The organism is Arthrobacter rhizophilus (assembly GCF_026241105.1).
GTDB lineage: Bacteria > Actinomycetota > Actinomycetes > Actinomycetales > Micrococcaceae > Arthrobacter.
In genome coordinates this window covers 63,179-81,456 of the sequence record NZ_JAPFFT010000021.1, presented here as the reverse complement: position 1 = coordinate 81,456, position 18,278 = coordinate 63,179, and the positions used below count along the sequence as shown (strand labels likewise).

14 protein-coding genes are annotated in these 18,278 nt (G+C 62.9%); 13 read left to right on the top strand and 1 reads right to left on the bottom strand.

Annotated features, from left to right (window positions below):
• Nucleotides 1–446 precede the first annotated feature (446 nt).
• From OOZ51_RS16755 to OOZ51_RS16705, 11 genes are all read left to right on the top strand, one after another.
• Nucleotides 447–2,348, top strand: coding sequence for an acetolactate synthase large subunit (locus OOZ51_RS16755; RefSeq protein ID WP_265980904.1), 1,902 nt, complete (start codon nucleotides 447–449; stop codon nucleotides 2,346–2,348).
• Nucleotides 2,349–2,350: 2 nt separating this feature from the next.
• Nucleotides 2,351–2,863: an acetolactate synthase small subunit gene (gene ilvN, locus OOZ51_RS16750; RefSeq protein WP_236811607.1), complete on the top strand. Its 513-nt coding sequence runs from the start codon at nucleotides 2,351–2,353 to the stop codon at nucleotides 2,861–2,863.
• A gap of 97 nt (nucleotides 2,864–2,960) precedes the next feature.
• Nucleotides 2,961–3,986 carry a ketol-acid reductoisomerase gene (ilvC, locus tag OOZ51_RS16745; RefSeq protein WP_265980903.1) on the top strand — a complete coding sequence of 342 codons (1,026 nt, stop codon included), beginning with the start codon at nucleotides 2,961–2,963 and terminating at the stop codon, nucleotides 3,984–3,986.
• A 185-nt stretch (nucleotides 3,987–4,171) separates the two neighbouring features.
• A complete protein-coding gene (gene serA, locus OOZ51_RS16740) occupies nucleotides 4,172–5,767 on the top strand; it encodes a phosphoglycerate dehydrogenase (protein WP_265980902.1) in 1,596 nt (531 codons plus the stop codon).
• Between the two features lie 210 nt (nucleotides 5,768–5,977).
• Nucleotides 5,978–8,782 carry an ABC transporter permease gene (locus OOZ51_RS16735; RefSeq protein ID WP_265980901.1) on the top strand — a complete coding sequence of 935 codons (2,805 nt, stop codon included), beginning with the start codon at nucleotides 5,978–5,980 and terminating at the stop codon, nucleotides 8,780–8,782.
• Nucleotides 8,779–9,534 (top strand): ABC transporter ATP-binding protein, encoded by a 756-nt coding sequence (locus OOZ51_RS16730; RefSeq protein ID WP_265980900.1) that lies wholly within the window; start codon nucleotides 8,779–8,781, stop codon nucleotides 9,532–9,534. Before OOZ51_RS16735 ends, OOZ51_RS16730 begins: the two co-directional genes overlap by 4 nt.
• Before the next feature lie 77 nt (nucleotides 9,535–9,611).
• On the top strand, nucleotides 9,612–11,171 hold the full coding sequence (gene metG, locus OOZ51_RS16725) for a methionine--tRNA ligase (protein WP_265980899.1): 1,560 nt from the start codon (nucleotides 9,612–9,614) through the stop codon (nucleotides 11,169–11,171).
• A gap of 465 nt (nucleotides 11,172–11,636) precedes the next feature.
• Nucleotides 11,637–12,419: a hypothetical protein gene (locus OOZ51_RS16720; protein ID WP_265980898.1), complete on the top strand. Its 783-nt coding sequence runs from the start codon at nucleotides 11,637–11,639 to the stop codon at nucleotides 12,417–12,419.
• A 72-nt stretch (nucleotides 12,420–12,491) separates the two neighbouring features.
• Entirely contained in the window at nucleotides 12,492–13,202 is a 711-nt protein-coding gene (locus tag OOZ51_RS16715; protein WP_265980897.1) for a class F sortase, read from the top strand.
• A 68-nt stretch (nucleotides 13,203–13,270) separates the two neighbouring features.
• On the top strand, nucleotides 13,271–14,335 hold the full coding sequence (locus tag OOZ51_RS16710; protein ID WP_416346401.1) for a 3-isopropylmalate dehydrogenase: 1,065 nt from the start codon (nucleotides 13,271–13,273) through the stop codon (nucleotides 14,333–14,335).
• A gap of 135 nt (nucleotides 14,336–14,470) precedes the next feature.
• Nucleotides 14,471–15,583: a branched-chain amino acid aminotransferase gene (locus OOZ51_RS16705; protein ID WP_265980895.1), complete on the top strand. Its 1,113-nt coding sequence runs from the start codon at nucleotides 14,471–14,473 to the stop codon at nucleotides 15,581–15,583.
• Between the two features lie 110 nt (nucleotides 15,584–15,693).
• Here OOZ51_RS16705 and OOZ51_RS16700 read toward each other — a convergent pair whose 3' ends face one another.
• On the bottom strand, nucleotides 15,694–16,269 hold the full coding sequence (locus OOZ51_RS16700; protein WP_265980894.1) for an SGNH/GDSL hydrolase family protein: 576 nt from the start codon (nucleotides 16,267–16,269) through the stop codon (nucleotides 15,694–15,696).
• Nucleotides 16,270–16,601: 332 nt separating this feature from the next.
• On the opposite strand from OOZ51_RS16700, the gene OOZ51_RS16695 reads away from it, so the two are divergent.
• Nucleotides 16,602–17,384, top strand: a complete 783-nt coding sequence (locus OOZ51_RS16695) for an MBL fold metallo-hydrolase (protein ID WP_265980893.1) — start codon at nucleotides 16,602–16,604, stop codon at nucleotides 17,382–17,384.
• A gap of 72 nt (nucleotides 17,385–17,456) precedes the next feature.
• On the top strand, nucleotides 17,457–18,233 hold the full coding sequence (locus OOZ51_RS16690) for a fumarylacetoacetate hydrolase family protein (protein ID WP_265980892.1): 777 nt from the start codon (nucleotides 17,457–17,459) through the stop codon (nucleotides 18,231–18,233).
• Nucleotides 18,234–18,278: the final 45 nt, after the last annotated feature.

Genomic DNA, 18,278 nt, shown 5'->3' with positions numbered 1-18,278 from the left:
AAACCCCAGCCAACCGGCTCAACCAGCTGCTGCAGGCAGCCTAAACCCGAGCGTTGCTCTGACCAGTTGACTTTGCCCGTCTCATAACGACAACAACTGCGAGTCACTTGGGTGAGGGGCCGGGGTAGGACCAATCCGTGGACAAAGAGGTCCACATAGTGAGATGACATCTTCATCGTTTGACACTTATCTCACAAAGAGGGAACACTGAACGCATGATCGCATTCGTTACTGTCGGCGCCACCGTGGGCACTGTCGTACTTACCAAGCGCGTGGCCTCCTAGCCCGACTGGTAACGAACCGTCACGCGCAACCCCTCGAAGAGCCGCAAGGCTGAGGGGTTTTTTTATTTCCCGCGGGGGACAGCGCATTCAGCAAGAACCCGCACGAACGCAGTACCCAAGCAGTAACTTTCACTAATTGAAGATCCCCAAAGGAAGAGTCCGATGAGCAAAGGATCGCCGATCAGCCCCTCGCTGATGGCTGCAAAGTCCGCTGGAGCCCCCAAAGCTCCGGATAAGGTCGACCGTCCGGCTGACGCCGTCGTCGACAATGCTGCAACTCTCTCTCCTGTACTCGGGCCGAACAACGTTGTACCCCCAACGGTGATGACCGGCTCGGAAGCTATTGTCCGCTCGCTCGAAGAACTCGGCGTGGACGATATTTTTGGTTTGCCCGGTGGCGCGATCCTCCCCACCTATGACCCTTTGATGGCCTCCAAGATGAATCACATCCTGGTCCGTCACGAACAGGGAGCCGGCCACGCAGCCCAAGGCTACGCCATGGTTACCGGACGGGTTGGCGTCTGCATCGCCACCTCGGGCCCCGGTGCCACCAACCTCGTTACCGCCATCATGGATGCCCACATGGACTCCGTGCCGCTCGTCGCCATCACCGGCCAGGTATCGGCTTCCGTCATTGGCACGGATGCCTTCCAGGAAGCGGACATCGTCGGCATCACCATGCCGATCACCAAGCACTCCTTCCTGGTGACGGACCCCAACGACATTCCGCACGTCATGGCCGAGGCTTTCCACCTCGCCAGCACAGGCCGTCCTGGACCGGTACTGGTGGACATCGCCAAGAACGCCCAGCAAGGCACCATGACCTTCTCCTGGCCGCCCAAGATCGATCTGCCGGGCTACCGCCCAGTGGTCCGCGGCCACAACAAGCAGGTGCGCGAAGCGGCCCGTCTGATCGCCGCGGCAAGCAAGCCCGTCTTGTACGTAGGTGGCGGTGTGGTCAAGGCACATGCTTCGGCCGAGCTGCGCGAACTCGCGGAGCTGACGGGCGCGCCCGTGGTGACCACTCTCATGGCCCGGGGAGCGTTCCCGGATTCCCACCCCCAGCACGTCGGCATGCCGGGCATGCACGGCACCGTCTCGGCGGTCACCGCACTGCAGCAGTCCGATCTGTTGATCACCCTTGGTGCGCGCTTCGATGACCGGGTGACGGGGGTCCTCAGCACCTTCGCTCCGCATGCAAAGGTCATCCACGCGGACATTGACCCCGCGGAGATCTCCAAGAACCGCGTGGCCGACGTTCCGATCGTGGGCTCCGTCAAGGAGATCATTCCGGAACTGACCGAGGCCGTCCGGACCGCTTTCGAACTATCCGGCACCCCGGATCTCGACAGTTGGTGGGCATTCCTCAACAACCTCCGCGATACCTACCCCCTGGGTTGGACCGAACCCGAAGATGGACTCAGTGCCCCCCAGCGGGTCATCGAACGCATCGGTGCGCTCACGGGTCCGGAAGGCATCTACGTTGCGGGCGTTGGCCAACACCAGATGTGGGCCGCCCAATTCATCAAGTACGAGCGTCCCCATGCCTGGCTGAACTCCGGCGGCGCCGGAACCATGGGTTATGCCGTGCCGGCAGCCATGGGTGCCAAGGTCGGTGAACCGGACCGCGTGGTCTGGGCGATCGACGGCGACGGCTGCTTCCAGATGACCAACCAAGAGTTGGCCACGTGCGCCATCAACAAGATTCCCATCAAGGTTGCCATCATCAACAACTCTTCGCTGGGCATGGTGCGCCAGTGGCAGACCCTCTTCTATGAAGGCCGCTACTCCAACACCGACCTGAACACCGGCCACGACACCGTCCGTATCCCGGACTTCGTCAAGCTGGCGGACGCGTACGGCTGCGCCGCGTTCCGCTGCGAGCGGGACGAGGACATCGACGCCACCATCCAGAAGGCACTGGAAATCAATGACCGCCCTGTGGTCATCGACTTCGTGGTCAGCCCGAACTCCATGGTGTGGCCGATGGTCCCCACCGGAGTCTCCAACGACCAGATCCAGGTTGCCCGCAACATGACCCCGGAATGGGAAGAGGAGGACTAGCCATGAGCCGTCACACACTGTCCGTTCTGGTCGAAGACAAGCCCGGCGTGCTGACCCGCGTGGCCAGCCTCTTCGCCCGGCGCGCCTTCAACATCAACTCCCTCGCCGTCGGCCCCACCGAGGTCTCCGGGATTTCCCGCATGACCGTCGTCGTCGACGCCGACGGCGACCTCATCGAACAGGTCACCAAACAGCTCAACAAATTGATCAACGTGATCAAGATTGTCGAGCTGACCCCAGAATCTTCCGTGCAACGTGACCACATCCTGGTCAAGGTACGTGCGGATGCCGCGACACGCCTGCAAGTCACCCAAGCTGCAGACTTGTTCCGTGCCTCAGTGGTTGACGTTTCCACGGACTCGGTGGTTATCGAGGCAACCGGTACCCCGGAAAAGCTCGCGGCGCTGCTTTCTGTGCTCGAGCCATTCGGCATCCGCGAAATCGTGCAGTCCGGCACCTTGGCCGTTGGACGGGGATCCCGCTCCATGAGTGACAGGGCTCTACGCAGCGCCTAAGACACTGAGTAAGACACCGTCTTAGGTACCGCGTAGCCGCCCAACAACGCACTACAGACAATATCTACAAAGAAATCCACTCAAAGGAGTTACGCAAGTGACTGAAATGTTCTACGACGACGATGCAGACCTGTCGATCATCCAAGGCCGCAAGGTTGCCATTGTCGGCTACGGTTCCCAGGGCCACGCCCACGCGCTGAACTTGCGCGATTCCGGCGTCGAGGTTGTCATCGCGCTCAAGGAAGGCTCGAAGTCGATCGCCAAGGCCGAGGACGCAGGCTTCACGGTCAAGAACGTTGCCGACGCCGCCGAATGGGCCGACGTCATCATGATCCTGGCGCCGGACCAGCACCAGCGCTCGATCTACAACGACTCCATCAAGGACAAGCTGACCGCCGGCAAGGCCCTGGCCTTCGCACACGGCTTCAACATCCGCTTCGGCTACATCGAGGCACCGGAGGGTGTTGACGTCATCCTGATCGCACCGAAGGCTCCGGGCCACACCGTGCGCCGCGAGTTCGAAGCCGGCCGCGGTATTCCGGACATCATCGCCGTGGAGCAGGACGCCACCGGCTCCGCTTGGGATCTGGCCAAGTCCTACGCCAAGGCCATTGGCGGCACCCGCGCCGGTGTCATCAAGACCACCTTCACCGAGGAGACCGAAACCGACCTCTTCGGCGAGCAGGCCGTCCTGTGCGGCGGTGTCTCCCAGCTGATCCAGTACGGCTTCGAGACCCTGACCGAGGCTGGCTACCAGCCGCAGATCGCCTACTTCGAGGTGCTTCACGAGCTCAAGCTCATCGTTGACCTCATGTGGGAAGGCGGTATTGCCAAGCAGCGCTGGAGCGTTTCCGACACCGCAGAGTACGGCGACTACGTCTCCGGCCCGCGTGTTATCGATCCCCGCGTCAAGGAAAACATGGCCGGCGTCCTCGCCGACATCCAGTCCGGCGCGTTCGCCAAGCGCTTCATTGACGACCAGGACAACGGTGCAGTCGAGTTCAAGGAGCTGCGTGCCAAGGCAGAGAAGCACCCCATCGAAGGTGTCGGCCGGGAACTGCGTTCCCTGTTCTCCTGGCAGCAGCAGGACGAGGATTACGTCGAAGGCTCTGCAGCCCGCTAATAAGAGGCACCCGTTGACGCCGCGGCAGACGCCGTAGCAATTCAACACAGAACGCCGTTCGGGATAGGCTCGAAATGAAGCCGCCCGGCATGGAGGCCGGACCCGGTATACCGGGTCCGGCCTTCGTCGTCAAAGAATCGTTTCACCAAAACCCCACCTGAAAAAGAGAGCTAAAGAGGTCACCGGTGACTAGCACCAAGCCAGTAGTACTCCTCGCTGAGGAACTTTCGCCCGCCACGATCGAGGCCCTTGGTCCGGACTTCGAGATCCGCCAAACCGACGGTGCGGACCGCTCCCAGCTGCTCTCCGCAATCGTCGACGTCGACGCCATCCTGGTGCGTTCAGCCACCCAGGTGGACGCCGAGGCAATTGCCGCAGCCAAGAACCTCAAGATCATCGCCCGCGCCGGCGTCGGCCTGGACAACGTGGACATCAAGGCCGCAACCCAAGCCGGTGTCATGGTGGTCAACGCCCCGACGTCGAACATTGTGTCCGCAGCCGAACTTACGGTCGGACACATCCTCAGCCTTGCCCGCCACATCCCGCAGGCCAGCTCCGCCCTCAAGGGCGGCGAGTGGAAGAGGTCCAAGTACACGGGAATCGAGCTCTTCGAAAAGAAGATCGGCATCATCGGCCTTGGACGCATCGGCGCCCTCGTGGCTGCCCGCCTCCAGGGTTTCGAAACCGAGATCCTGGCTTACGACCCCTACATCACCTCGGCCCGGGCAGCCCAGCTCGGCGTCAAGTTGGTCACCTTGGACGAACTGCTGGAGAAGTCTGACTTCATCACCATCCACATGCCCAAGACCCCGGAAACCGTGGGGATGCTGGGCGCCGATGCCTTCAAGAAGATGAAGGAAACGGCCTACGTGGTCAACGTGGCCCGTGGTGGCCTGATCGACGAGGAAGCCCTTCACGAGGCCCTGGAAGACGGTCAGATCGCCGGCGCCGGTATCGACGTGTTCGTCAAGGAGCCGAGCACCGACCTGCCGTTCTTCGGCATGGACAACGTCATCGTGACCCCCCACCTGGGTGCCTCCACCGATGAAGCCCAGGAAAAAGCCGGGGTTTCCGTGGCAAAGTCTGTGCGCCTCGCCCTTGCCGGCGAACTCGTGCCCGACGCCGTCAACGTTGCCGGCGGTGTGATCGCCTCCGAGGTTCGGCCCGGAATTCCGCTCATCGAAAAGCTCGGCCGGATCTTCACAGCACTGACCCACGCGTCCCTGACGCAGATCGACGTCGAAGTTGCGGGCGAAATCGCAAGCCTGGACGTGAAGGTCCTCGAGCTCGCCGCCCTCAAAGGCGTGTTCGCCGACGTCGTGACCGAGCAGGTCTCTTACGTCAACGCACCCGTCATCGCCGAGCAGCGCGGCATCAACACCCGCTTGATCACGACGTCGGAGGCTGAGGACTACCGCAACGTCCTGACCATCCGCGGCGCACTCAGCGACGGTTCCCAGATCTCCGTGGCCGGCACCCTCACCGGGCCCAAGCAGGTCCAGAAGCTTGTGGGCGTCAACGGCTACGACGTCGAAATCCCGATCAGCGAGCACCTTGTGGTTGTTTCTTACGCTGACCGTCCGGGCGTCATTGGCACCATCGGCCACATCCTCGGCATGAACAACATCAACATCGGCGGCATGCAGGTGGCCCGCCAGAGTGAAGGCGGCCAGGTCCTGGCGCTGCTGACGATCGACACTTCCGTGCCGCAGCAGGTCCTTGAAGCAATCAAGGCCGGCATCGGCGCCGACATGGTTCGTGAAGTGGATCTGGAGGACTAGAATCCGAACCGTTTGAGCTAGAATCGTGTGCCGCAGTTCACATCGGCCACATATCATTGGCCGGTCTGCCTACAATGGCTTGGTCCGAAATTCGGATCCGGCGGCAGGCCGGCCAATACCTTTTGCACACACCCAATGGATTCCTATTGCCTCGGCATGGTTTCAGGGAGAGCCGTGTGCGCACCCGCAATCCAGGACTCAGGGAGCCCTATGAACGCCGTCCAGAGGTTCATCAGAAGCCGCGTGCTGCTGTTGACCGCGGCCATTTTGATCGTCGCCATGTGCTTGTCCGTATTCATCCAGAGCCAGTCGCAGGCCGCGCTGAACCGGACGGTGGATGAGAACTCACGGGGCCTGTACGACATCCTGGTGCAAGCCAAAGCCGGGAATAACAAAGCTGGCGGGGCACTCATCCAGCCGGACATCGCCAACGGCCAGGGTGGCATCAGCTTCCAGCAACTCGAGAAGATCCGTGGGCTGGGTGGCACGTCCGTTGCAGCGCCCATCAGCCTCGTCTCCCGGGTGACGCAGAACCTGGAGACCCCGCGGCTTGATGCGATGGATTACCTCGGCTACAACGCAGGGCTGGCTGGTGGTGCCACTGCGGGAGACCCCACAGGAACTGACACCAAGAAGTGGCCCGCGCCGGAATCCGTCCTTCCCGCCCAGCCCAAGAAGTACCGCCTGACAGCCTCTGCCGTGAGCTCCGACGGAGTGTCCCAGCAAACCCTCTTCCAGACCAGCGCTGAAGGCGCCCTGGGCAAGGGCCAAGTCATTGAGCAGCAGACCGCCGGGGGCAAGAGCATCCGCATTGCCGGCCCGGCAGGGGAGACCGGGATCAAGTTCCCTGCACCTGCAGGTGGCTCCGAGCACAACCTCTTCAACCTCTCGGTGGCGCTTCCCATGGCTCCCCAGGTCACCGAATCCGTGGTTGCGGTCGACCCGACAGCAGAACGTGCCCTCCTCGGCTCGGCCGGCGACTTCCTTGCACCTCTGCAAAAGGCACCGCCGGCCGACACCCGCAACGCTGGCGCCATCGGACGCTATTTTGAGCAACTCTTCGCCAAGAGCCCCACGCAGCAAGAGCTCGAACAGGGCCCGGACTTCCTCGGCGTCAAGCTCAAATACTGGGCGCCCCTCATGACGCAGTACCAGCAGGCCAAGTTGTCCGGCCAGATCACGGATGCCTCGCAGGCCATTCCCTTGATCGTCCGGCAGGGAACTTCCCTTGACCTGAAGTATTCGGTGAAGATCCAGGAAATCGATGATTCCGGCAAGGTCGTCAATGACGTCGGCACTGTCTCGCGTTCCCTCGACAAGGATTACCTGCCCTTCGTGTCAAAGTCGCCGTTCGCCCTGCAGTGGCCCGGATCCACCGACCACAGCCAGTTGCTCGGTAACACCGGCAACTTCAGCCAAGGCCTGTACCAGCCTGCCCAGTGGAGCACGGACTTCGCGGCCGCACCCAAGTACAAGGATGGCGACACCTCCGCGAATGGCGCCGTCGGCAAGTCCGCCACGCCGGGTGACTGGGTGACTGTCAACAAGCTGCCCGAAAAGTCGGCCTTTGGGGCGATCGTGGACCAGGCCCAACGCAAGCCCGTCGATGAGCGCTCGTACCGTGAGAACCTTCCTACCGGATCCAAGCCAGCCACTCCCTTGCCGATGGTCTACGGGACATTTGATCCTGCCCAAATCCAGAAAGCAGCAGGCGACGTCAATAAGCTGCCCTTGGGTGGCTACGACCCCGCCCCGATGACGCTCCAGAAGGACGCCTCAGGCAATGACACCGCGGCCAAAGGCCTCAAGCCCTCGCTGAGCGCCACGGGCTTGGTGAGCCAGTCTGCCGGTGCCATCACCGACTACTACGGCCTTGCCGCGGCCCGCGGATACAACACCAACGCCAACGTGATCGATGCCGTCCGGGTTCGCGCAAGTGCCGCCGGCAACTGGAAGCAGGCTCAGCCGGAGGTCGACAAGCTCGCAGCCCGGATCCGCGACCTGGGACTCGAAGCAACGGTTGTGGCCGGTTCTGCGCGTCAGGACGCCAACATCTTCGTCCCCGGTTACTCCAAGGACGACGCCGGCAAGGAGTCCGCACTCGGCACGGTCCAGCAGTCGTGGGTCCGGCAGGATGCGGCAGATGCCGTCTCCGGCTCGCTGACCGGCACCAACATCACCCTTCTCTTCCTGGCGCTGTGCGGAGCCACCTTGCTGACAGGCGCTTCCACCGTCAGCTACATCCGTCAACGACGAAGCGAAGCCGGGATCCTTCGGGCCATGGGCTGGACCCAAAGGAAGATCCGCAGCTGGGTCCTCGAGGAATTCGGTATCGGTGCGGCGATCGTTGCCCTGGCAGGCATTGCGTTGAGCCTTCTGAGCTGGAACCTGGCAACGGTCATTGTTTCCGCGTCTGTGTTGGTGCTTTACTCTGCTGCCGCCTACATCGCGGCCCAGCAATTGCGGCACCGGGACGTCGTGGACCAGGAACCACAACACGATGAACGCCTCATCGCCGTGGATTCGCCGCTAACGTTTGCGTACCGCCAACTGGTCACCCACCGTTTCAGCTCAGTGTCGCTGGCCGTAGCCGTGGGCGTGTTCGGAGCGGCCGTTGGTGCCCTGATCGCCTTGCTCATCGACATCCCACGCGCAGCGGGAGCAAGCGCCCTCAGCGGACTGGCGTCAGCCGCCGTCGCCCTGCCGAGTGTCATCCTGGCAGTCAGCGGGGTTCTCGTGGGCCTCGTGCTGACCTTGGTCACAGGTCGGTTCGAACTCCAGGCCAGGCGCGAGCAACTCAGCACGCTCAAGGCCATGGGCTGGAACCCGGACATGCTGGGCCAGGTCCGATTCTTCGAAAATGCCTTGGTCGGCGCTGTGGCCCTGATCCTGGGCGTCCTAGGGGCGTTGGGCATAGGCCTGCTGCTCGCTCCCTATGCAGCACTATGGGCCGCCTTGGCCGGAGTGCTGGCCGTACTTTGCTGGATTCCCATTGCAACGAAAGTGGTCAAATGACTGACAATCTCAATCCCGATCTGACCTCGACCACGGAATCCGCCGACGAGTCGTTCCAGACGCGCGCCAACACCATCGTCAGGGCGGCGGACCACGCTACGCCCCTGCAGTTGAGCAACATCACCATCCGCTATGGCGGGGACAAGGGTGGGGCCGAGCCGGTCACGGTCGTCGAGGACTTCAGCCTCACCCTCCATGCCGGCGAGATGCACTGCATCGCGGGGCGAAGCGGCTCAGGCAAGACCAGCATCCTGACGGTGGGCGCGGGACTCACGCTTCCGACGTCGGGCCGGGTCCTCTGGGAAGGCGACTCCCTCGAGAAGATGGGCGACGACGAAATCGCCGACCGCCGCCGCGCCCTGATCGGGTACGTGGACCAGGGCGGTGCGTTGATCGATGGCATGAGTGCTTTGGAGAACGTGCTGTTGCCGGCCGTTCCCGACGGCGAAGTGGAGCAGCGCACCGAAATGGCCAAGGACCTGCTGGACCTGGTCGGATTGGGCCGGCGCATGCGCCACCGTCCGGCGCAGCTGTCCGGCGGTGAGCGCCAGCGTGTTGCCATCGCGCGCGCCCTGATCCTGGGCACCCGCGTCCTGGTGGTGGACGAGCCCACGGCCAGCCTGGACCGTACCTCTGCCAACCGCATCATCAGCATCCTGAAGGACACCACCAACGACGGTATTGCCGTGCTGGTGGCGTCGCACGACCACGAGCTGGTCCGGCTCAGCGATACGCTGACTGAATTGATCTAGTAGCCGATGCTTCCGGACCGGCCGTCATATGCGGCCGGTCCGGTCTTTCCATCTCCAAGAGAAGGTAACTTCGTAGAGTGACGTCTCCAGAAAAACCCCCGTTCTACATCACCACTGCCATTACGTACCCGAACGGCGAGCCGCACATCGGCCATGCCTATGAGTACATTGCCACCGACGCGATGGCCCGGTTCAAGCGCCTCGACGGCTACGACGTGATGTTCCTGACCGGTACGGACGAGCACGGCATGAAGATTGCCCAGGCGGCGGAAAAGGAAGGCATCACCCCCAAGGAACTCGTGGACCGGAATGCCGAAATCTACAAGGCCGCACACGCTGCCTTGGGCATCTCGTACGATCGCTTCATCCGCACCACGGATGAAGATCACTACGCTGCCTCCCGGGCCATCTGGAAGAAGATGGAAGCCAAGGGGGACATCTACCTGTCCAAGTACGAGGGCTGGTATTCGGTCCGCGACGAAGCCTATTACACCGAGGATGAGACTGTCCTGAAGGACGACGGCGTCCGTTACTCGCGCGGTACCGACACCGAAGTGACGTGGACCGCGGAGGAGAGCTACTTCTTCCGGTTGTCCACTTACCAGGATAAGTTGCTGGCTTTGTACGAGGAGCAGCCGGAATTCGGCGCCCCGCAGTACCGCTTCAACGAAGTCATCAGCTTTGTCAAGCAGGGCCTGCAGGACTTGTCCATCAGCCGGACAACTTTCGACTGGGGTGTCCCGGTACCGGGGAACGACAAGCACGTCATGTACGTGTGGGTTGATGCCCTGACCAATTACCTGACGGGGGTCGGCTACCCCGATGCCGAATCGGAGGCGTTCCGTAAGTTCTGGCCGGCGGACGTCCACGTCATTGGCAAGGATATTTCCCGGTTCCATGCGATCTTCTGGCCCGCGTTCCTGATGAGCGCCGGCCTGGAACTGCCCAAGAGGGTCATGATCCATGGCTTCCTGACCAACAATGGCGTCAAGATGTCCAAATCCCTCGGCAATGTGGTGGCTCCGAAGGATTTCGTGGAGCAGTACGGCCTGGACCAGGTGCGCTTCTTCTTCCTCCGCGAAGTGCCCTTCGGCGCCGACGGCAGCTACAACCACGAGGCAATCGTGGGCCGCATGAACGCCGACCTTGCCAACAACTTCGGCAACCTGGCTCAGCGTTCGCTGTCCATGGTGGCCAAGAATTGCGAAGGCAAGGTTCCCGTTCCCGGCGATTTGTCGGCCGAGGATTCCGCGCTGCTGGCCCAGGCCGGCGGACTGCTGGACGTGGCCCGCGCTGCTTTCGAGAAGCAGGAATTCAGCCGTGCCCTCGAGGCAATCTGGGCCGTGCTCGGTGACACCAACGCCTACTTCGCCGAGCAGGCCCCGTGGGTGCTGCGCAAGACCGACGTCGAGCGCATGAACACGGTTCTGTACGTCACGTTGGAAGTTGTCCGCATCGTAGCGATCCTCGCCCAACCGATCATGCCGACGTCGGCAGCCAAGCTGCTTGAGGCGCTGGGACAGCCCGAAGGCGAGGCCCGCCAGTTCGCTGCCATCGGAACTCCGATCGTCCCCGGCACCCAGCTCCCGGCGCCGGCCCCGGTCTTCCCCCGCTACGAGGAGCCCGCCGAGACTTAGACGCTCGCTCACTTTTGGTGCCGTAAGACCAAACGCTCGCGCACCTATACGGCCCTTTCCCGGAACGCTCGCTCATTTTGCGGTGCGTGACACCCCCTCACCTCACCGGGTGAGGGGGTGTTCCTTTCCCGTTCCATGACCGGTCGGTGTCAGGAGGCGGATCCGGCGGGCCGCTGGATTTCCGAGTGGTGCCATCGCGTTGACAAGTGGTGACCCACCCGGAGCAGGTAGTAGCCGGGACAAAGCGCACTGGCTCCCGCATGTTAACGCGTACCCGTCACTCGCGTTAATCAGGAGAACGAAACCTAGCCTGAAAAGCAAGCGAACTGATGACACTTTCTGGGGAGTAACTGTCAAGATTCATCTCGCTGGTTGAGGTTCCCGTACTTGTCTTTCCAGGGTCTCGAAGACGGTTACTCCGCAAGGTCTGGTCAGCTCGAACCTTATGTGGTTGGAGGGACCGAAATGAAACGGACTATTGCGACTATGGGGGTCGTGGGCCTGGGATTGCTGGGTGCCACGGTGTCGGCGAACGCTGCGCCCTCAGACAAGATCACCATCTGCCACGCCACGCATTCGGCGTCGAACCCATACGTCGCAGTGACGATCAGCTTGGCGGCGTTGTCCGCGCATGTCGCCGACACCAACGATATTGTTCCTGCAAACGCAGGCGCCCTTATGCCCAACGGGCAAAACCTCACCCCGGAAAACATCGCCATCCTTAACGCCGGCTGCCGGGTGGTCAGCACGCCAGTGGCCAGCCCGCCGGTGGATCCGGTGGTCAGTCCGCCGGTGGATCCGGTGGTCAGTCCGCCGGTGACCAGCCCGCCGGTGGATCCGGTGGTCAGTCCGCCGGTGACCAGTCCGCCGGTGGATCCGGTGGATCCGGTGGTCAGTCCGCCGGTGACCAGCCCGCCGGTGAACCCGGTGGGTCCTGTGGAGCAGGTGGCGCCGGTGGCTCCACCGGTGGCCCCACCGGTCGTCACTCGTGTCGTTCCCCCTGTGGTTCCACCCGTCGCCGCTCCGGCAGCGCCCGTGCCTGCAGTTGTCATTCCGGCTGCGTCCGGTGCCGCAGCCGCGCCGGACGCCGCGATAACGAATGTGGGCTACAACGTCCAGACGGCCGTTGGCGGGAAGGCGGACGCAGGGATCCCCGGTTGGCTAGCCGGCCTGACTGGTCTCTTCAGTGCAGTGGCCGCGTTTGTAGTCCTGAGGAGCGGTGTGCGGGCCCGGAAGGCCGAGCGCTAGGCAAACCCCGGTGGGTGCCGCAATACGATGCGCGGCACCCATCCACCTGTTTAACCGTCTCCGGGAGTGATCATGGCACGTCACCGCTACGCGCGGCAGCCTCGCACAGCCGGCATCCGTGGCCTGGTGATCAGTTCCAGGGATCTTCTCCTGTTGGCGATCTGCGTCGGGGGGCTGCTTGCGTCCTGGCTGGTCTACGGTGCATCCGGCCCAGGGAATCCTGCCGCTTTCGACGCAGGAACGCCGCTGCTTTCGTCGTCGGCTCCCCCGATCAAGCCCGCCGCGAACCACGCGGAAGTGGGCGCACCTGCCTCCAGGGCGGGAATGCCGCTGCCTGCGGCGTCGGCTCCATTGCAGATTACCTACCCGGCGGCTGGCCTGAATGTGGCGGTTCACCCGCTGCAACCGGATCCCGCTGAAACTGGCGGGCACAGCATTGAGCCGCCGGAGACGATGGATGGATATTGGCTCAGTCCGTTCGGAACCCCGGGGGCGGGATCGACGAATACCACGTACGTGATCGGGCACAGTTGGGAAGGCCTCGACGCGCCGTTCAACCATCTCAGCTACGCAGCAGCCCCGGGGGATGAGCTCCAAGTTGCCACGGCAACGGGAGCGATGACATACAAAGTCGAGTCCGTCACGACGTACACAAAATCGACTTTGAAGGACAGTCCCATCTGGACGGCGGTGCCCAACCGCCTGGTCCTGATCAGCTGCTACACACAGGATCTCTGGGGCAAGAATGTCGCCGTGGTTGCTTCACCCGTTCCCGGCCGGTAACTGCTCCCGAGAGTTCAAATGCTGAGACGATTTTGACCAGAATGTGGATGCCTTGGCAGTCTGAAAACATGAGTGCAACGCAACCCGCCGCAACGATCAACCTGGCCGTCATTCCCGGCGACGGCATTGGCCCCGAAGTCATTGCCGAAGCCCTCAAGGTCTTGGAAAAGGTTGCCGCCGAAGAAGGCGTCACCTTGGAGCAGACCGAATACAAGCTTGGGGCCCAGCACTGGCTTGAAACCGGCGAAACCCTCCCCGACGAGGTCCTGGCCGATCTGCGCACCCGCGATGCCATCCTGTTCGGCGCTGTCGGCGCGGCCCCGGGGGACACCCGCATTCCTTCAGGCATCATCGAACGCGAGATGCTGCTCAAGCTCCGCTTCAGCCTGGACCACTTCGTGAACCTGCGCCCCTCGCGGCTCTATGGCACGGTGGGCAGCCCACTGGCCAACCCCGGCAACATCGATTTCATCGTGGTCCGCGAAGGCACCGAGGGTCCGTACGTCGGCAACGGCGGTACGCTGCGCGGAGGGACCCCCCATGAGGTCGCCACCGAGGTATCCCTTAACACGGCCCACGGCGTCGAGCGCGTAGTCCGGGACGCCTTCCGCCGCGCTAGCGAGCGTCCGCGCAAGCATGTCACCCTCGTCCACAAGCACAACGTCCTGGTCTTCGCAGGCCACTTGTGGAAGCGCACCGTTGAGGCCGTGGCCAAGGAATTCCCCGAGGTCACCCACGACTACCTGCACATCGACGCCGCCACGATCTTCATGGTGACCGACCCCTCCCGCTTCGATGTCATTGTCACCGACAACCTCTTTGGCGACATCATCACGGACCTCGCCGCGGCAATCACCGGCGGCATCGGCCTGGCGGCCTCGGGCAACATCAACATGGACCGCACCGCGCCCTCCATGTTCGAACCCGTCCACGGATCCGCCCCGGACATCGCAGGCCAGCAGAAAGCGGATCCAACCGCCGCCATCCTGTCCGCAGCCCTGCTGCTTGACCACCTCGGCTACACCACAGCCGCCCGCAGGATCGAAGCCGCCGTCGTGGCTGACATCGAAAGCCGCCGCGGCGAAACCCGCAGCACCGCGGCCATCGGCGACGCTATCGCAGCCGCACTTTAGGGCCTGTACTGGCACTTTAGGGTCTGCACCCGGGCGTAAGCTTTACTTGAATTATTTACCTGCTGCCGTGGTCCGTCGCTGAACCATATCCTCCAAGAGATGGTTCGCACTGCCAGGTGGCCGACTGGAGGAAACATGACTCAGACTGCCCATGGCGTCGAATTCAGCCAGCAGCTCTCGGAGACCCCGAAATCTGCTGAGGAGCGTGCGACGATCCTGGCAAACCCGGGATTTGGCGACTACTTCACCGACAACACTGTCATCGTCGACTACAGCGTTGACACCGAGGGCAAGGGCGGCTGGCACAGTGCCCGCGTCGAGGCCTACGGGCCGATTTCCCTGGATCCTTCGGCGGCAGTGCTGCACTACGGCCAGGAGATCTTCGAAGGACTAAAGGCCTACCGCCACGCCGACGGCTCCATTTGGACTTTCCGTCCCGAGGCCAACGCCGCCCGCCTGAACAAGTCGGCCCGCCGCTTGGCTCTCCCGGAACTGCCCGAGGAATACTTCCTCGGCGCCATCCGCGAACTTGTGCAGGCGGACAAGGAATGGGTTCCGTCGGGCGACGGCGAAGCCCTTTACCTGCGCCCGTTCATGATCGCCACAGAGGCATTCCTGGGTGTCCGCGCCGCCCGCGAGGTCTCGTTCCGGGTCATCGCGTCTCCGGCCGGCAACTACTTCGGCGGCGAGCTCAAGCCGGTGTCCATCTGGATCTCCCGTGAATACGCCCGCGCCGGCCGTGGCGGCACCGGTGCTGCCAAATGTGGTGGAAACTACGCTGCCTCCCTGATCGCCCAGATGGAAGCCGAGGAGAACGGCTGCAAGCAGGTCCTCTTCCTGGACCACTTCAATGACGACGCCATCGAGGAACTCGGCGGCATGAACGTCTTCTTCGTTATGAAGGACGGCTCGCTGGTCACTCCGGCGCTCACAGGAACCATCCTTGAAGGCGTGACCCGGTCCTCCGTCATCCAGGTGGCCAAGGACATGGGCCGCGAGGTTTCCGAACGTAAGATCACCCTCGCCGAGTGGCGGGAAGGCGTGGCAACAGGAGAGATCGCCGAGGTCTTCGCTTGCGGAACCGCGGCCGTCATCACGCCCATCGGCGTGCTCAAGGACAAGACCGAGTTCATCGGCTCCGAGGACGCCAAGGCAGGCGAGACCACCATGGCGATCCGCCAGGAGCTGCTCGGCATCCAGACCGGAACGGTTGAGGACAAGCACGGCTGGCTCACCCGCCTCGCGTAAGGCTTGGCGGCTTCCGCAATGCCCGACGGCGGCCCTCCCACTTCGGTGGGAAGGCCGCCGTCGGCGTTTCACCGGGGAACAGTCGGCTGGCCGGAGGCCAGGGGCTGGGGTTACTGGGGCTGGGGCCTTTGAATCAGTGGTTCGATGAGTGCTTCCATTTTGGCCTGCAGGTACTTCTGACCGGCCTCGGAGGGGTGGTCGCCGTCGGGCCCGATGAGGTTCTCGGTATCCTCCATGATCCAGCCGAGGTCAATCGGATCCACGAATCTGGCGCCTGCTTGCTGGGCGGCGGCTTTATCCTGGTCCCGTATCTCGAGTCTTTCCGATTCCGGCGTACTCGTATACGACGGTGGACCAATCACCAGGACGTCGGCGCGGGGAGCCCGGACCTTGACCGACGCAAAGGCCCGAGCGGCTGCAACTTGGGTCTCTCCCGGGGCAGCACCCATGTCATTTTCGGAGCCAAAGAACACCACCAAACGCGTGGAGTCCGTTACTGCCCCGTCCACTTGGGAACCGAAGGTCGATCCGTCGTCGCCGACGCTGACATAACCGCTTCCATCCTGTGCCGCATTGACGATGGTTGCCTGGAACTGTTGAAAAACAGGATCGTTCTCGATGAGGTTCGGCCACGCGTCGGCGGGTGACGTGCCGTGTCCGGTACTGAGGGAATCTCCGATGATCACGACTGTTGGCTGTTTTGCGGACGCGGCAGCGCGGGGTCCGGCGTCGGACGAACAAGCATTAAGGGTGGCGAGAACGGAAAGGCAAACGGTTGCGATCGCCGTCGTGGTCCAGAGAAGTCCTCTTCGAGGGATTTGAGTCCGCAACAATTCGACCACTCCTCTGCATCCATTCAAGGCAATCCGAGCTGTAAATCAGCCCTGCCGGCGATCCGTTCATCGACTGGGCTTGTGCTGACGCCTTGGCACCATGCTACGTCGTGTGCCGGCTTTGCTCGCTGTGCAACTGCTCCAACTTGGGCAGCCGGCCTTGTGACATGTGCCAAGATGGAATCGTGAATCCGGTCAATGACGCCTTTTTCCAGAACACCAGTTTCCTCACCCGCTCACGGTTGGCACCCAATCCGGGGCCGATGAGCCTCGATGGAACCAACTCCTACGTCATTGCCGCCCCGGACGCTACCGGAGTGGTCGTCGTTGATCCCGGGCCGCTCGACGAGATGCATCTCGCCGTCCTGGCCGCCAGCGGAACGGTTGAGCTAGTTCTTATCACCCACCGCCACAAGGACCATACCGAGGCGTCCGCGCGCTTTCACGAACTCACCGGCGCACCCGTCCGTGCGGCGGACCCGGCGCACTGCCACGGTGGCGAGCCGCTCCGCGGTGACGAGGTTATCAAGGCAGCCGGGGTGGAGATCCACGTCCTGGCCACGCCGGGCCACACTTCTGATTCAGTGTGCTTCCATCTTCCCGGCGACGGGCCTGACGGCTCTGTGCTCAGCGGCGACACGATACTGGGACGCGGAACCACGGTCCTGGACTATCCCGACGGCAGGCTAGGGGATTACCTCGCGAGCCTCGACACGCTCGAAGGGCTTGGTCCGGCAACTCTGTTGCCCGCGCACGGGCCGGTCCTGCCGGCGGTGGACGCCGTGTGCCGGGAGTATCGCGCCCACAGGGAGATGCGCCTGGACCAGATCCGTGAGGCCCTCGCACGACTCGGGGCGGAGGCCGAGGTCCAGGCTGTCACCGATGCCGTGTATCCCGACGTCGATCCTTCCGTGCGCTGGGCCGCGGAAACCTCGGTTGCCGCGCAATTGGACTATCTGCGCAGTTAGCGGACACTGTCCGCAGTTGGGGCGCGTACCGGCCGCGCTAACCGACCGCTTGCGGACTGTACGCTAGAAACCATGCGTATCGCTCGGTTTGTTGTTGATTCTGATCCCGTCTACGGCGTCGTCGAAGGTGAGCCCGGCAGTGAAGTCATCACTGTCATTCACGGCGATCCTTTCTTCAACGGCGTCGAACGGACCTCGGTCCGCCACAAGCTCGAAGACGTGCGCCTGCTGGCACCGATCATTCCGCGCAGCAAGGTGATCGGCGTCGGCCGGAACTTTGCTGATCACGCCCGGGAACTGGGCAATGAAGTTCCGCAGCATCCCCTGCTCTTCCTGAAGCCGAACACGGCCGTCGTTGGCCCAAACGACCCCATTGTGTTGCCCGAGTTCTCAGAGGAAGTTTCCTTCGAGGCGGAACTCTGCGTCGTCATCGGCCGCATTTGCAAGGACGTGCCCGAAGACCGCGTGGACGATGTCATTTTCGGTTATACCTGCGGAAACGACCTCACGGCCCGCGACGTCCAGAAAACGGATCTGCAGTGGGCGCGTGCCAAGGGCTTCGATACCTCCGCACCCCTGGGTCCGTGGATCGAGACCGAGCTCGACCCCGAGGATTTGGCCATCAAGGGTTGGCTCAATGGCGAACTTCGCCAGGACGGCAGCACCAATCAGATGATCCGCAGCGTGCGTGAACTCGTGGCGATCGTTTCGCAAGCATTCACTTTGCTGCCCGGCGACGTCATCATGACCGGTACTCCGGCCGGCGTCGGCCTGGTCCAGGAGGGCGATCGCTACGAGATCGAGATCGAAGGCATCGGCCGCTTGTCCAATCCGGTAGTCCGCCGCTGAAGGCGTGACGGTCCGCCTGCTGCTCGGCGCCGGTCAAGCAGCAGG

Coding starts and splice junctions, on each gene's coding strand:
- OOZ51_RS16755 (WP_265980904.1), top strand. CDS start 447: ATGAGCAAAGGATCGCCGATCAGCCCCTCGCTGATGGCTGCAAAGTCC.
- ilvN (WP_236811607.1), top strand. CDS start 2,351: ATGAGCCGTCACACACTGTCCGTTCTGGTCGAAGACAAGCCCGGCGTG.
- OOZ51_RS16735 (WP_265980901.1), top strand. CDS start 5,978: ATGAACGCCGTCCAGAGGTTCATCAGAAGCCGCGTGCTGCTGTTGACC.
- OOZ51_RS16730 (WP_265980900.1), top strand. CDS start 8,779: ATGACTGACAATCTCAATCCCGATCTGACCTCGACCACGGAATCCGCC.
- OOZ51_RS16720 (WP_265980898.1), top strand. CDS start 11,637: ATGAAACGGACTATTGCGACTATGGGGGTCGTGGGCCTGGGATTGCTG.
- OOZ51_RS16715 (WP_265980897.1), top strand. CDS start 12,492: ATGGCACGTCACCGCTACGCGCGGCAGCCTCGCACAGCCGGCATCCGT.
- OOZ51_RS16710 (WP_416346401.1), top strand. CDS start 13,271: ATGAGTGCAACGCAACCCGCCGCAACGATCAACCTGGCCGTCATTCCC.
- OOZ51_RS16705 (WP_265980895.1), top strand. CDS start 14,471: ATGACTCAGACTGCCCATGGCGTCGAATTCAGCCAGCAGCTCTCGGAG.
- OOZ51_RS16690 (WP_265980892.1), top strand. CDS start 17,457: ATGCGTATCGCTCGGTTTGTTGTTGATTCTGATCCCGTCTACGGCGTC.